Origin of the sequence: Pseudomonas sp. 2957, assembly GCF_031456345.1 — a bacterium.
Taxonomy (GTDB): domain Bacteria; phylum Pseudomonadota; class Gammaproteobacteria; order Pseudomonadales; family Pseudomonadaceae; genus Aquipseudomonas; species Aquipseudomonas siliginis.
This window is the reverse complement of sequence record NZ_JAVDUL010000009.1, coordinates 24,853-38,055: the sequence shown is the minus strand read 5'-3', so window position 1 is coordinate 38,055 and position 13,203 is coordinate 24,853. Positions and strand designations below refer to the sequence as shown.

The 13,203-nt window shown below is 60.5% G+C and carries 16 protein-coding genes; 7 read left to right on the top strand and 9 right to left on the bottom strand.

What is annotated here, in order from left to right; translation table 11 throughout:
• Window positions 1-37 precede the first annotated feature (37 nt).
• From J2Y39_RS25990 to J2Y39_RS25975, 4 genes are all read left to right on the top strand, one after another.
• Window positions 38-1,240: an NAD(P)/FAD-dependent oxidoreductase gene (locus J2Y39_RS25990; protein ID WP_095179611.1), complete on the top strand. Its 1,203-nt coding sequence runs from the start codon at window positions 38-40 to the stop codon at window positions 1,238-1,240.
• Between the two features lie 40 nt (window positions 1,241-1,280).
• Window positions 1,281-2,213 (top strand): MBL fold metallo-hydrolase, encoded by a 933-nt coding sequence (locus J2Y39_RS25985; RefSeq protein ID WP_252869234.1) that lies wholly within the window; start codon window positions 1,281-1,283, stop codon window positions 2,211-2,213.
• 178 nt (window positions 2,214-2,391) lie between these two features.
• Entirely contained in the window at window positions 2,392-2,598 is a 207-nt protein-coding gene (locus J2Y39_RS25980; RefSeq protein WP_370593551.1) for a hypothetical protein, read from the top strand.
• An 84-nt stretch (window positions 2,599-2,682) separates the two neighbouring features.
• The gene (locus J2Y39_RS25975) at window positions 2,683-2,931 is read left to right on the top strand and encodes a DUF6555 family protein (protein WP_041480580.1); all 249 of its coding nucleotides are present in this window, start codon (window positions 2,683-2,685) and stop codon (window positions 2,929-2,931) included.
• A 169-nt stretch (window positions 2,932-3,100) separates the two neighbouring features.
• On the opposite strand, the gene J2Y39_RS25970 is transcribed toward J2Y39_RS25975, so the two are convergent.
• Entirely contained in the window at window positions 3,101-3,610 is a 510-nt protein-coding gene (locus tag J2Y39_RS25970) for a nucleoside deaminase (RefSeq protein WP_095179608.1), read from the bottom strand.
• A gap of 33 nt (window positions 3,611-3,643) precedes the next feature.
• Window positions 3,644-4,984 (bottom strand): nucleobase:cation symporter-2 family protein, encoded by a 1,341-nt coding sequence (locus J2Y39_RS25965; protein WP_056784786.1) that lies wholly within the window; start codon window positions 4,982-4,984, stop codon window positions 3,644-3,646.
• Window positions 4,985-5,186: 202 nt separating this feature from the next.
• On the opposite strand from J2Y39_RS25965, the gene J2Y39_RS25960 reads away from it, so the two are divergent.
• Entirely contained in the window at window positions 5,187-6,101 is a 915-nt protein-coding gene (locus J2Y39_RS25960; protein WP_123441644.1) for a LysR family transcriptional regulator, read from the top strand.
• On the opposite strand, the gene J2Y39_RS25955 is transcribed toward J2Y39_RS25960, so the two are convergent.
• Together J2Y39_RS25955 and J2Y39_RS25950 are read right to left on the bottom strand one after the other, a co-directional pair.
• Window positions 6,102-6,527, bottom strand: coding sequence for a VOC family protein (locus J2Y39_RS25955; RefSeq protein ID WP_252887705.1), 426 nt, complete (start codon window positions 6,525-6,527; stop codon window positions 6,102-6,104).
• Between the two features lie 168 nt (window positions 6,528-6,695).
• On the bottom strand, window positions 6,696-7,148 hold the full coding sequence (locus tag J2Y39_RS25950) for a helix-turn-helix domain-containing protein (protein ID WP_056784779.1): 453 nt from the start codon (window positions 7,146-7,148) through the stop codon (window positions 6,696-6,698).
• 107 nt (window positions 7,149-7,255) lie between these two features.
• On the opposite strand from J2Y39_RS25950, the gene J2Y39_RS25945 reads away from it, so the two are divergent.
• Window positions 7,256-8,482 carry an MFS transporter gene (locus tag J2Y39_RS25945; protein ID WP_310220402.1) on the top strand — a complete coding sequence of 409 codons (1,227 nt, stop codon included), beginning with the start codon at window positions 7,256-7,258 and terminating at the stop codon, window positions 8,480-8,482.
• Between the two features lie 112 nt (window positions 8,483-8,594).
• Here J2Y39_RS25945 and J2Y39_RS25940 read toward each other — a convergent pair whose 3' ends face one another.
• The 5 genes from J2Y39_RS25940 to J2Y39_RS25920 form a co-directional block, all read right to left on the bottom strand.
• Window positions 8,595-8,741, bottom strand: coding sequence for a hypothetical protein (locus J2Y39_RS25940; RefSeq protein WP_164488341.1), 147 nt, complete (start codon window positions 8,739-8,741; stop codon window positions 8,595-8,597).
• Between the two features lie 110 nt (window positions 8,742-8,851).
• A complete protein-coding gene (locus J2Y39_RS25935; protein ID WP_024012535.1) occupies window positions 8,852-9,079 on the bottom strand; it encodes a PLD nuclease N-terminal domain-containing protein in 228 nt (75 codons plus the stop codon).
• Between the two features lie 86 nt (window positions 9,080-9,165).
• Entirely contained in the window at window positions 9,166-9,621 is a 456-nt protein-coding gene (locus tag J2Y39_RS25930) for a DUF421 domain-containing protein (protein ID WP_016774256.1), read from the bottom strand.
• A gap of 7 nt (window positions 9,622-9,628) precedes the next feature.
• A complete protein-coding gene (locus J2Y39_RS25925) occupies window positions 9,629-10,147 on the bottom strand; it encodes a hypothetical protein (protein WP_150635662.1) in 519 nt (172 codons plus the stop codon).
• Window positions 10,144-10,653, bottom strand: a complete 510-nt coding sequence (locus J2Y39_RS25920) for a CinA family protein (RefSeq protein WP_150635663.1) — start codon at window positions 10,651-10,653, stop codon at window positions 10,144-10,146. The genes J2Y39_RS25925 and J2Y39_RS25920 overlap by 4 nt, the downstream gene beginning before the upstream one ends.
• Before the next feature lie 165 nt (window positions 10,654-10,818).
• Between J2Y39_RS25920 and J2Y39_RS25915 the strand changes: the two genes are divergently transcribed.
• Entirely contained in the window at window positions 10,819-13,200 is a 2,382-nt protein-coding gene (locus tag J2Y39_RS25915) for a DUF3772 domain-containing protein (protein ID WP_310220398.1), read from the top strand.
• Window positions 13,201-13,203: the final 3 nt, after the last annotated feature.

Sequence of the window (13,203 nt, the reverse complement as noted above, 5' to 3'; positions counted from 1 at the left end):
CGGGTGTCATCCATCCATCAGCGTCAGGGAGCACATTATGAAACAGCAATTATTAGTGATCGGTGCAGGGTTCGGCGGGCTGTGGAGTGCGCTGAGCGCTGCGCGTTTGCTGGATATGCATGCCCGTCAGGATGTCGAGATCACGCTGCTCGCCCCGCAAGCGGAATTGCGTATTCGCCCGCGCTTCTACGAGCCGGACGTGCACAGCATGTACGCGCCGCTCGACGCGCTGTTCGATGCGGTGGGTGTGCGCTTCGTCAAAGGCACCGCTGAAAGCATCGATGCCCGGGCGCGCCGAATCGGTTACCGCGACGAGGCCGGGCGTCCGGGTGAACTGGCCTACGATCGGCTGGTTCTCGCCAGCGGCAGCCAGCTCGCTCGGCCTCCGGTGGTTGGCCTCAAGGAGCATGCGTTCGATGTCGATCAGATCGAATCCTCGGCGCGTCTGGAACGCCATCTCATCGCCCTCGGCAACCAACCGCCCAGCGTTGCGCGCAACACCGTGGTGGTCGCCGGTGGCGGTTTCACCGGGATTGAAACTGCGACGGAAATGCCGGCGCGCCTGCGCGCGATTCTCGGTGAGGATCAAGACCTGCGCGTGATCATTGTCGATCGCAGCAAGGACATCGCTGCGACCATGGGCGATGGCATTCGCCCGTCGATCATCGAGGCGTCCAATGACCTGGGTATCGAATGGATCGTCGATGCCAGCGTTGCCGCTGTGGATGCCAATGGCGTCACCCTCGCCGATGGCCGCCACATCGAAAGCCACACCGTGATCTGGACCGTAGGTTTCCGCGCCAGCCCGCTCACCGAACAACTCGACGCCGAACGCGATGGCCAGGGCCGCTTGCATGTCGATGGCAACCTCAAGGTGCACGGCATCGATCACGTCTTTGCCGCCGGTGATGTCGCTCGCGCCGCCACTGACGACCTCGGCAACTATGCCGCGATGTCTTGCCAGCATGCGATCAGCCTGGGTCGCTACGCCGGCAACAACGCCGCCGCCGATATCCTCGGCGTCGCTCCGACAATGTATCGCCAGCCCAAGTACGTGACTTGCCTGGATCTGGGCGCCTGGGGCGCGGTGTACACCGAAGGCTGGGATCGTCAGCTGAAACTGGTGAAGGCCGAAGCCAAAGAGCTGAAGACGCAGATCAACACGGTGTGGATCTACCCGCCCGCCGCCGAACGTCGCGCCGCCCTCGCGGCCGCCGATCCGCTGATCCCTGTAGCCTGATTTCACCCTCCGCTTTAGCCCTGAGAACAAGGAGAACACCATGACCCTGCATCTGGATTCCTTCACCGCCAACCGCGCGGTGGCCCTGCAAACGCAAAGCGAAGAACTGGTGCCGTCGCGCTACGCCCTGCGCCTGGGCGACATTGACGTGATGGTGATCAGCGACGGCGTGTTGCCGTTGCCGACCCAGACCATGTCAACCAATGCCGACCCCGCCGACCGTGCCGCCTGGTTCAAGGAAATGTATCTGGGCCCTGACGCCTTCGACTGGGCGCTCAACGTGCTGGTGGTGCGTAGCGGCGAACAAGTCATCCTCGTCGACGCCGGCCTCGGTGGCCAATTCCCCGGTTTCCCGCGCGCCGGGCAGTTCCCCAAGCGCCTGGCCGCTGCCGGGGTGGACCTCGCCGACATCACTGATATCGTCATCACGCACATGCACATGGACCATATCGGCGGCCTACTGGTCGACTCGGTGAAGAGCCGTCTGCGCCACGACGTGCGCATCCACGTCACCGCTGCCGAAGTGAATTTCTGGTCCACGCCAGACTTCACCAGCACCGACATGCCCGCACCAGTACCAGACGTCCTGCGCAGCACCGCCAACGCGTTCATCAACCACTATGAAAGCAAGTTGCACATATTCGAAGACGAATGTCAGGTTGCACCGGGCGTAGTTGCAAAACTCACCGGTGGTCATACGCCAGGGCACTGCGTGGTCTACGTCAACTCCGGTGGCGAGCGCCTGACCTTTGCCGGTGACGCGTTGTTCCCGGTGGCGTTCGATCACCCTGACTGGCACAACGGTTTCGAACACGATCCGACCAAATCGGTGGAAGTGCGCGTGCGCATGCTCAAGGAAGCCGCCGCCAGCGGCGAGCTGTTTGTCGCCACGCATCTGGCCTTCCCTTCGGTGGGTAGGGTCGCGATCAATGGTGCTGCTTTCCGTTGGATACCTGCGATTTGGGATTACTGATTGCGCGCCTGAAATCTTCGCCCGGCTTCTGCCGGGCGAAACCTTTTTCACCGCCATTGCTACGCAGAACCGTGCGGGCGGTGACCATACTTCGGTTGCTGTGTACCCTTTCTGCATCAAGCAAATCTGAGCAGAGGATGGAGTGTTGGCATATCTGGATTGGGTGCAATGGCCGGCGATGCTGGTCACCGTTCTGGCCGCCTGGCTGATCGGTTCGCAACGACCGCAACGGCGCATGAGCGGCTTCGTTTGTTTCAGTCTGAGCAATTTGCTGTGGGTGATCTGGGGCGTCCATGCCGGGGCTTACGCGCTGATCGTTCTGCAGCTTTGCCTGTTCCTGATGAACCTGCGCGGCTTCATGAAGAACCGCGTTTCAGAGCGCTGAGTGACGATGATCATCTGGCCAGAAAATCCTTTGAATTTTTCTTGTCGGACAAAATCATTTACGTATGAGCGTAAGGAGGAACTCATGCGTAGCACCGATATTTTCGTCATCGAATACAAACATCACGACCAGCCAAAATCATTCGTCATCCGCGCCAAGAGTATGCGCAACGCCGACGCTTGGCATTGGGCGAGCTGTGACGCCGGTATTGCGCCGATTCCGAAACCGGGTAAACCACCGTTGAAAGTGGTTTCCAAACCCCAGGCCGAGCGCTATGGGATTACGGAGGTGAAGTGGCGCGAGACGGCAGCGCTGGACTGGACGGAGGCTTAGGCAAATCGGGTCGCCTGGCTGAGCTTGCAAGTCAGCCAGGCGACCCACAACAGACCATGGGGGGCATTCCGCTGGGGAATGTGCGGTTATCGTCCCGGTGAAGTGACCAGTACCTGACCGCGCGAAACTGATCGTTCCTCACGCTCCGCGTGGGAACGATCCATATCAACTAAGACCAGAACCCTTTATGCGGCTCAGCCGCCTCTTCCTCCAGCATCGGCCCGAAAACGCTCACCGTGCGCTGCCCTCTGGCAAACACTTCGCGACACGGCAACGAGAACGTCGGGTTCTCGGGATGATCGCCGGTCAGCCCGAGCAAAGCATGTTCCGATAACGCGTACACCACTCGCCCGACACCGGTCCAATACACCGCGCCCGCGCACATGCAGCAAGGTTCGGCGCTGGTGTACAGCGTGCACGCCTCCAGCTCCGTGGGTGACAAACGCTTCGCCGCCGCAGCCACCGCGACCAGTTCGGCGTGCTGGGTGGGATCACCTTCCGGCGGCATCGAATTGTTGCCCGCTTCGGCAATGACGTTGCCGTCGCGGTCCGCCACCAGCGCCGCAAACGGGTGCCGGCCACGTTGTTTCGACGCCTGCGACAGGGCGATGGTCTGGCGCAGCAATGCCAGGTCCAGATCGCTGACGCCGGCCGGGACAAGCTGAGTGAATTGATTCATGGGTAACTCCTGGGCAGTGAGAAAAGACAAAAGTCAGTCGGCCAGTTCGGCCGTGGAAGCGCCGACGGCGTCGGTCGATGGTTTTTGTTTGTTGAGCAAGAGGTTGAGCAGAATGGCGGTGATCGCACCGAGAAAAATGCCGCTGTCGAGCACCAGTTTCAGCGTTGGGCCGACATGTTCGAACAGGGCCGGAAACGACATTGGCAGGACGCCGACGCTGACCGACACCGCGACAATGATGGCGTTGCGTGTGCCTTCGAACTGCACCCGTGACAGTTCCTGAATGCCCGCCACCGTGGTCATGCCGAACATGACGATCGCGCAGCCGCCCAGCACCGGCGTCGGCACCGCCGCAATCAGCGCGCCGAGCTTTGGAAACAAGCCCATCAACACCATGATCGCGCCAGCGGCCGCAACGACGAAGCGGCTCTTGATGCTGGAAAGCGCAATCAGGCCGGTGTTTTGCGTGAAGGCGTTATAGGGAAAGCTGTTGAACAGACCACCGAGCATGGTCGACAAGCCGTCGGCGCGGAAGGCGTTACCGAGGGTCTGCTGCGTAGTCGGTTTGCCGACCAGTTTGCCGATGGCCAGGCAGTTGCCAGTGGTCTCGGCCATGATCACCAGCATCGCCAGGGTCATGATCAGAATCGGTACCAGAGAAAATTCCGGCGCACCGAACGCCATTGGCGCGCTCAACTCGAACCACGCCGCCTCGCTGACCCGATTGAAGTGCGTCATGCCGCAGGCGGCAGCGATCAGGCTGCCGACAAACAAGCCGATGAGCACACTGAGGTTACCGATGAAGCCGCTGAATTTCGCATAAATCACCAGCGTCACACTGACCGTGGCCAGACCCAGCAGCAGATTGGCCGGGCGACCGAAGTCAGGCGAATCGGGATTGCCGCCACCCAGCCAGATTGCCGCCGCCGGCATCAGTGAAATACCGATGATGGTGATCAGGCTGCCAATCACCACGGGTGGAAAGAATCGCAACAAGCGGCTGAACACCGGCGCCAGTGCGATGGTCAGGAAGCCGGCGGCGATCACCGCCCCGAAGATCTGGCTGAGGCCAAATTCTTTGCCGATCATGATCATCGGCGCCAGCGCAATGAACGAGCAGCCCTGAATCAATGGTAAACGCGCGCCGAACTTCCAGAAGCCGAGGGTCTGAATCAACGTCGCCACACCGGACGTCAGCAGGTTGGCGTTGATCAGTAAAACCACCTGAGCCGACGTCAGTCCCATCGCACTGCCGAGAATCAGCGGCACCGCCACCGCTCCCGCATACATCACCAGAACATGCTGCAGACCGAAGGTGAAAAGCTGCCGCAGGGGCAACACCTCGTCGACCGGGTGAACGCGTTGTGTAGTCATGGCACAAGCTCCTGAAGGGGCAGCGTTGGTTGTAATCGCGGGCGCTCAGGGACAGACGCACAAACAGAATCGGCCCCGGCGTTCGAAGACGCGGGGTCATCCTTGAATGTTTTTAACGATGAAACAAATTGGCAACCATCGCTTTTTTCGATGGCAAAGACGCGGCACAATCGCCGTCTCGCTCAAGCTCGGAGTACACCGCGTGCGCTTCTCACTCGATCAGTTGCTGATGTTCGTCCAAGTGGTGAAAAGCGGCTCGTTCTCCGCCGCCGGGCGCAAGCTGGGCAAGACGCAATCGACCATCAGCGCGGCGATCGCCAATCTGGAAACCGACCTTGGCGTCGAGTTGTTCGACCGCAGCAATCGCAGCCCTGCCCTCACCGCCAGCGGGCATAAATTGCTGGTCCAGGCAGAGGCGGTACTGGAGCGCTGCATGACCTTCGAGGCCCACGCTGATTGCCTTTCCGATAGCGTCGAACCGAGCCTGACCCTGGCGATTGAAACGCCGTACGGCCCGATCATGCCGGTGCTGCAAGCGTTCGAGCAGGCCTTTCCGTTTGTCGATCTGATCATTCGCCACCCGGTCTACGGCGATGTCAGCGAACTGGTCAGCAGTGGCGAGGCGGTGCTGGGCGTGGCGTTTTCGCAGCCGGGCTATCCCCGGGAACTGGCGTTCCAGCAACTGGGCAAACTGATCATGCTGCACGTCTGTCATCCCGATCATCCGCTGGCGCAACTGGACAACGTCACGTTCGACGATTTGCACGTGCATCGGCGCCTGGCGTTCAGTGCGCACGCCAGCAAACTGCCGAGCAGTGAATACCTGCGTTCGACGCAACTGTGGCAAGCGGAAAGCTATCTGGCCCTGCTCGAAATGGTCCGCGCCGGCCTCGGCTGGGCGACCCTGCCGCGCCAGCTGATCCAGCGTGAACTGGGCAATGGCGAACTGGTCGAGTTGCAGCTGTCGGCGTACCCGCATACAGACTGGCAAATCGGCGTCGACCTGTTATGGGCACGCCAACGGCCACTAGGGACGGCCGAGCGCTGGCTTAAGGAAAAGCTCCAGGCCAACAAGGTTTATGAACGCGATCGCAACGGTCAGACCACTACGCTGTGATTACTTGGCGAACACCTGGCCCATGTCCTTGAACGCCTTGAATTCCAGCGCATTATCGCAGGGGTCGAGCAGAAACATGGTCGCCTGTTCGCCGACCTGACCCTTGAATCGAATGTAGGGCTCGATCACGAATTGCGTGCCGAATGACTTCAGTCGCTCGGCCAGTGCTTCCCATTGCTGCCACTCTAAAATGATGCCGAAGTGCGGGACCGGTACGTCGTGACCGTCGACCGGGTTGCTGTGAACGCTTTCCTGGGCAGCTGTCTGCGGCTGTTCATGGATGACCAATTGGTGGCCGTAAAAATTGAAATCGACCCACTGCGCGCTGGATCGGCCCTCGTCCAGACCGAACACTTCACCGTAAAAACGGCGGCAAGCGGCAAGATCGTAGACCGGGATGGCGAGGTGGAAAGGTGAAAGACTCATCAGGCACTCCGGCAATCGCGTTGGTTAAACCAATCTGGCAACGGCGCACCGCTGTTGCTCGAGGTTGGAAACAGCCTAGATCAGAAACTCGCCAGATGCCGACCCGACGTTCCATGCCCTGAGATAGCGCGTCTGTGAATACGCGCCACGACTATCTGCTCGGCTTCTTTACCGGCGCGTCACCACTTTTCGGTGACAGTCTGCCGGGGCCAGCACCGCGCCGGCGCTGGAGCGCACGACGATAGTTTCGACGGGCTCGGCCCGTTCGTTGTCGAGCAGGATCGAGTGCTCCTCCCCCTCGACAAACAGAAAACGCTCGCCCCACTGCCGCAGGCTGACGACGATGGGGAACACCGCCCGGCCCATGTCGGTGAGCACGTATTCCTTGTAGGCGCTGCCATCGGACGCGGGCTGAATCTGCAACACGCCGAGCTCGACGAGCATTTTCAGTTTGACCGTGAGGATGTTCTTGGCCAAGCCCAGACGTTTCTGGAATTCACTGAAACGGCGCACGTCATCGAACGCATCGCGAATGATCATCAAGGCCCAGCGATCGCCAATGGCTTCGAGTGTTCGGGCCACCGGGCATTCGCTCTGCGCCAATGTTTGTTGTCGGGCCATGTGATTCCTGATGGATCGGCTATTGAATGTGGTTGCATTTAACAACCCGAATGAATAAAGATCAACGTATCGGTTTCAATTCAAAACCACACTACGAGGAAGCAAGGATGCCGTGTCAGACGCAAACCCTGATCAATGCGCAAGCCGCAGCTGACAGCGCAACGACCGGGCTGAGTCGTTTGCAGACTTTTCTCTTTGCAATCACCTGCGCGATAGCAGTGGCCAATGTTTATTTCGCACAGCCATTGTTGGAATCGATGGCCGCCAGCCTCGGGGTTTCACCCGGTGCAATCGGCGTTGTGGTCACGGCCACGCAAGCCGGGTATGCGGTCGGGCTGCTGTTCATTGTGCCGCTGGGTGATCTGCTCGATCGAAAGAAACTCATCGTCAGCCAACTGCTTTTGTCTGCAACGGCGCTGTGTGCCGTGGGCCTGTCCGAGAGCTGGGGAGTGTTGCTCGGCGCCATGATGCTGGTGGGATTGCTGGCGGTGGTGGTGCAAGTGGTGGTCGCCTGCACCGCCAGCCTTGCTCGTCCGGAACAGCGCGGCGCCGCCGTAGGCACCGTCACCAGTGGCGTGGTGCTGGGCATTTTGCTGGCGCGTTTCGTTTCCGGCGTAGTGGCTGATCTGGCCGGTTGGCGCGGCGTGTATTTTGTCTCGGCAGTCATGATGATCGGCATGGCTCTGCTGTTATGGCGCACCCTGCCCGCCTCGGCAAAACCGCCCGCACAGGGCAGCTATCGGCAATTGCTGCGCTCGATGTTCCAACTTTTTTTGACTGAGCGGGTATTGCGCATCAGAGGTATCTTCGCCCTGCTGATCTTCGCCGCGTTCAGTGTGTTGTGGACGTCGATGGTGCTGCCGCTCAGCGCCGCGCCCCTGTCGTTGTCCCACACGCAGATCGGCCTGTTCGGACTGGCGGGGGTAGCGGGCGCGCTCGCCGCCGCACGGGCTGGGCGCCTGGCCGATCGCGGCTTGGGCAATCGCACCACCGGAATTGCCTTGGCGCTGCTGACGCTGTCCTGGCTACCCATCGCATTTGTCGACAGTTCGCTGCTGGCGATGGCCGTCGGAGTGATCCTCCTCGACTTCGCCGTGCAAGCGGTGCACGTCACCAACCAAAGCCTGATCTTCGCCGCACGGCCCGATGCGCAGAGCCGACTGGTCGGTGCGTATATGTGTTTTTACTCGGTGGGCAGTGGTTTGGGCGCCATCGCGGCGACGTATACCTATGCGCACTCTGGCTGGGTGGCGGTGTGTTTTCTCGGAGGAGGGATCAGTGCTGTGGCGCTGATGTATTGGGTGTGGCTGGAGTACGTTTATTCACACGACTGAACCAATGTGGGAGCGAGCCTGCTCGCGAAGACGGAGCATCAGTCAGCACAGAGTTGTCTGACCTGACGCCTTCGCGAGCAGGCTCGCTCCCACAGGGATTACTCGCCAGCAGTTACTTGCCCTCCTCAGGCTTCTCGGTCTGCATCTGCACCGACGGTTTGCTTTTGTCACCATCCTTGTTGGGTGCATCGTTGGAATCGAAGCAGCCGCTCAACAGAAACACTGAGCAGAACCCCAGACATACGCAGATTTTCTTCATGACAATCTCCTTTCAGCAGTGGTATTGCTACCCGGTTCAAGCTTGAGCATGCATCGTTCACCTACATTTCCGGAGTGCGCGCAAAATCATTGCAGGACCGCATCAGGCTCTCAACCCTTACTGTGCTCCGGCGACGAAGGCCCTTCCTTGACGCCGCGCGGGCCGGCGATGCCCCACACGATCAGGCCGAGCACCGGGAAGACGATCAAGCCGATCGCCCAGGCGGCTTTGACGCCGACGCTCTTGTTGCTGCGAAACACGCTGACAATCGCCCACAGGTCGACCAGCAGAATGATCACCGCCACGGCGATGGAGAAGTAACTCGCTGCCTCGTTCATTTCGCAATCCTCCGATGACTTGTAAGCATTGGGCTGCGGGGCTTTTTCAGCGTTCAAAAAAATTGCGCGTGCGCGGCGCCAAAGCTTCAGCCGCCTTCCGGATCCTGGCGGATCACGGAAATCTTGCCGTTGCGCTCGATGATCGCGAACTTGATCTGGTCGATGGTTTCAATGCCCTGACTGGAGCGCGCCGCCTCCATGACATCCGCCTCGACCAGCCGCGCATGGCGCAGACGCCGCTGCAACAGCTTGCCGTTCTCGACAATGATCGTTGGTTCACCATCGATCAGCCGCGAGATCCAGCTGGAACGCTGCTTGAGCAAAGAGAACCCAACGTCGATGGCGATCAGGGTGATGATCACCAGAAACGCATTGGTCAGGGAAAAATCATCCCCGAGCAGCGCTTGCTGGGTGGCTTCACCGATGATCATCAGCAAGACGAAATCAAACGTAGTCAGCTCGGCCAACGAACGCCGACCGGCAATTTTGAACAACACCATCAGTGCCAGATACATCGCGAGTGCGCGCAACACCGAGTCCATGGGTCACCTATGGATAAATGAATTGAGTGAGCATCACTTCGCTCGAGCCCGGCGCGCGGATATGACTGCGAAACAGCCCCAGTCCGTCACCGCGCAGGGTCAGATAAAGCGTTGCCTGGCCCTGCGCATCCGCCTGCAACCACAAACGCATGCCCTGCGCTGAACTGCGCATACGCACTGGCGCCGGTTGCATGGTTTCGATGCTGAAGCCATCGAGCATCTCGCCGCCGATGTCCAATTCGACGGTAGCTTCAGGCGTCGCGTGCACGCTGAGTTTCAGCGGGTTGGTCGAGCCGTTGCGGTGGAACATCTCGTACTCGACCTGGACTTTGCCATCGTCGCTGCGGGCGTCCTGCGAACTGAGCACGCCCCGGGAAAACAGCCCCAACAGACCCAGCAGCATGCACAGCACCAGCAGATACCAACCGATGCGCTCGAAGCGCCAGACCTTCAGTTGATAGGCCATGTCCTCCTGCACCGGGAACTGCCGACTGCGCAGATCGGGATGCTCAGCGTCAGGCTTCATCGGCGCCACCCTCCTTCGCCGCGCAAGGCGCGACGGTGATAGGCCGGCAACTGCTGCAAGGCGAACTCACAGGCCAGGGTCTGCACTTCACTGCGCGATCCGGGAAACCATTGCCGGGTGCTGAACAGAAAATGTTGGTCATCGAACTGGAATGCCCAGGCGAAACACACCGTGCCGGCCTTGATGCCATCCATATCGTCGGGGCCGAGAATGCCGGTGGTGGCGACGGCGACGTTGGCCGTGCTGTCGCGCAACGCACCGATGGCCATTTCGCTGGCCACTTCAACGCTGGTCAGATTGAAGGTTTCCATGGTCGCCGGGCTGACGTGGAGCAAGCGCTGCTTGGCCTGCGGCGAATAGACCACGTAGCCGCATTCGATCAGCTCGCCGCTGCCGGGCACTTCCGACAGCAACATGACGATTTCCCCGGCCGTGCAGGATTCGGCGGTGGTGATGATCAGCGAATGTTGGCGCAGGTATTCAATCGTTTCCTTGGCGATGGACATGGCACGCTCTCGAAGCTGTTATTGCCGGTTGACCGCTCGCTGTGCGGATCATTCCGCTGGACTGGATGAGCGTATACCCGCCTCTTCCAGTGAAAGTTTTCCGCCCTGTTCGGCACGATCACCTACCCTCATAGACTGTGTGATCCACTTGAGCCCTCCGCCCCCATGCGTTGTTCATTCAAGTCGTTGTTTTTGATTCTGTTCCTGCTGCTGATGCCGGGCAGCGCTGCGCCGTGGGCAGCGGAGCCTGCCGCGCCGACAAACCCCGGCGCAGCGCCGCTGCCGGTGATTTCGCAGAGCGATCTGCAAGCCCTGCAACAACGCCTCGACGGGCTCAAGCAGCAGATTTCGGCGGCAAACAATTACAACCAGCTCGAAGGCCCGCAGGATCGGGTGCAGGCGTTTATTCTAGATGTCGATCGGTTGTCGGCAGCGCTGTTGCCGCAACAGGCGCAACTGGCGGTGCAACTGGGCGTGCTCGGCACCGCTCCAGACGCTGAGGTGGCTGCCGAGCAAGCCGATATCGTCGCGCAGCGGGCTGCGCTGGCGGAACAGAAAAGCAAGGTCGACGGCACCCTGAAAAGCCTTGCCGCACTGAAACAGAATGCCGCCGACCTGATCACGCAAATCGCCGGCATCCGCCGCACGCTACTGGAAAGCGAACTGACCCTGAGCACACGCAGCGTGTTGAGTCCGCAGTTCTGGGCGCCACTGATCAATCCAAGCGAGGACGACCGCGAGCGGCTGCGACTGTTCGTCGAGCAGGTGGGCGACGTCTGGGCCACGGTCTGGGCGCCGGGCGAGCGTTTTTACACCTGCGTGCTGGTGCTGCTGGCGCTGCTCGTCTGGACCTTTGGCCGGCGTCTGGCTGAGCGCGGGCTCACCTGGTTCTGTATTCACCGCGTGGCAGAGGGCCGCTTGCGCCGCAGTGCCTTGGCATTCGCCTCAGCTCTCGCGACCTTCATCACCACCGCCATCGCCCTGAAACTCCTGTTCTACGCCTGCACCCGCCACGATGCCCTGCCGCCGGTGCTGGAAACCTTTTCCGAAGAGTTCGAAAAAGTCGTCTATGCCTGCGTGCTGATCACCGGGCTCAGCCGTGCATTGCTTTCCACCGAGCACCCTTCGTGGCGCCTGCCGGCAATTGCCGATCCGGTGGCACTAGCCCTCAAGCCTTATCCGCGAATCCTCGCCTGCGCGTTGCTGGTGCTGGTGACGCTGGTGCAGGTCGCCAATGCCACGGGCATGAGCAGTCACATCGTCATGGCCGGACGCGGTGTGATTTCCATCATGGTGCTGGCGATCATCGGCACGATGCTGTTGCGCGTCGGCAGAGTGCGCAAGGCCTTGGTCGCCGCCAACGACGCTTCGGCGACGAACAGCGTGTTCGCCGGGCTGATCTACAGCGTCGCCAGCGTCTCGATGTTTGTGACGGCCATTGCCCTGCTTGCCGGCTATGTTTCGCTGGCGCGGTTCATCAGTTATGAACTGGTGTGGAGCTACGTCGTGCTGTCGGGCTTCTATTTGCTCATTCAGTTGGTCAAGGACGCCTGTGAACACCTGTTTTCACCGAAACACGCGAGCGGCCAGGCGCTCAAGCAATTGCTCGGGGTCAGCGATCGACGCCTTGAGCAAACGTCGATCCTGTTGTCCGGCGTCAGCCGCGCCGGCCTGATGCTGATGGCGCTGATTTCGTTGTTTGTCGGCGGCATCGGCACCACGCTCGGCCAACTGGTCACCAACATCATGTCGATTCTTGGCGGCGCCGGTTTGCGCAAGCTGAATATCGTCCCCGGGCACCTGCTCAATGCGCTGTTGGCGCTGCTGATCGGCATCTGGCTGATCCGTACATTGAGCCGCTGGCTCGACAACGAATTCCTGCCCAAGACCGACATGGACCCGGGCATGTGCGCGTCGCTGAGCACGCTGTTCTCCAATATCGGCTACGCCTTCGTGATTCTGCTGACGCTGTCGTCGCTGGGCGTGCAGTGGACCAATCTGGCGTGGATCGTCAGTGCGCTGTCAGTGGGTATCGGCTTCGGCTTGCAGGAGATCGTCAAGAACTTCGTCTCCGGCCTGATTCTGCTCACCGAGCGCCCGGTCAAGGTCGGCGACCTGATCAGCATCAGCGGCGTCGAGGGCGACATCCGCCGGATCAACGTACGCGCCACGGAGATCCAGCTCAGCGACCGCTCGATTGTGATCGTGCCCAACTCGCAACTGATCTCGCAGAACCTGCGCAACGTTACCCTCGGCGGCAGTGCTCAGGGCGTGGCATCGCTGGAGCTGGTGTTTCCGCTGGATATCGATCCTGAGCAGGTCAAACAACTGCTGCTGGATGCGTATCACGAGAACGAAACCATCCTCGATAAACCGGCGCCATTCGTGCGTTTCAGCAAGTTGTCGCCGGACGGCATAACCCTCACGGTCACCGGCTATGTGGGCAGCCCGAGGATTGTCGGGCTGACCAAGAGCGATTTGTTGTTTGAAGTGTTGAAGCGGTTGGGCGCAGCGGGGATTGCGCTGGCGAAGCCGCCAGCGGCGTGATCC

What these genes read in the sequence shown, in the direction of transcription:
- J2Y39_RS25990 (WP_095179611.1), top strand. Translation starts at nt 38, where the DNA reads ATGAAACAGCAATTATTAGTGATCGGTGCAGGGTTCGGCGGGCTGTGG.
- J2Y39_RS25985 (WP_252869234.1), top strand. Translation starts at nt 1,281, where the DNA reads ATGACCCTGCATCTGGATTCCTTCACCGCCAACCGCGCGGTGGCCCTG.
- J2Y39_RS25980 (WP_370593551.1), top strand. Translation starts at nt 2,392, where the DNA reads ATGCTGGTCACCGTTCTGGCCGCCTGGCTGATCGGTTCGCAACGACCG.
- J2Y39_RS25975 (WP_041480580.1), top strand. Translation starts at nt 2,683, where the DNA reads ATGCGTAGCACCGATATTTTCGTCATCGAATACAAACATCACGACCAG.
- J2Y39_RS25970 (WP_095179608.1), bottom strand. Translation starts at nt 3,610, where the DNA reads ATGAATCAATTCACTCAGCTTGTCCCGGCCGGCGTCAGCGATCTGGAC.
- J2Y39_RS25965 (WP_056784786.1), bottom strand. Translation starts at nt 4,984, where the DNA reads ATGACTACACAACGCGTTCACCCGGTCGACGAGGTGTTGCCCCTGCGG.
- J2Y39_RS25955 (WP_252887705.1), bottom strand. Translation starts at nt 6,527, where the DNA reads ATGAGTCTTTCACCTTTCCACCTCGCCATCCCGGTCTACGATCTTGCC.
- J2Y39_RS25950 (WP_056784779.1), bottom strand. Translation starts at nt 7,148, where the DNA reads ATGGCCCGACAACAAACATTGGCGCAGAGCGAATGCCCGGTGGCCCGA.
- J2Y39_RS25945 (WP_310220402.1), top strand. Translation starts at nt 7,256, where the DNA reads ATGCCGTGTCAGACGCAAACCCTGATCAATGCGCAAGCCGCAGCTGAC.
- J2Y39_RS25940 (WP_164488341.1), bottom strand. Translation starts at nt 8,741, where the DNA reads ATGAAGAAAATCTGCGTATGTCTGGGGTTCTGCTCAGTGTTTCTGTTG.
- J2Y39_RS25935 (WP_024012535.1), bottom strand. Translation starts at nt 9,079, where the DNA reads ATGAACGAGGCAGCGAGTTACTTCTCCATCGCCGTGGCGGTGATCATT.
- J2Y39_RS25930 (WP_016774256.1), bottom strand. Translation starts at nt 9,621, where the DNA reads ATGGACTCGGTGTTGCGCGCACTCGCGATGTATCTGGCACTGATGGTG.
- J2Y39_RS25925 (WP_150635662.1), bottom strand. Translation starts at nt 10,147, where the DNA reads ATGAAGCCTGACGCTGAGCATCCCGATCTGCGCAGTCGGCAGTTCCCG.
- J2Y39_RS25920 (WP_150635663.1), bottom strand. Translation starts at nt 10,653, where the DNA reads ATGTCCATCGCCAAGGAAACGATTGAATACCTGCGCCAACATTCGCTG.
- J2Y39_RS25915 (WP_310220398.1), top strand. Translation starts at nt 10,819, where the DNA reads ATGCGTTGTTCATTCAAGTCGTTGTTTTTGATTCTGTTCCTGCTGCTG.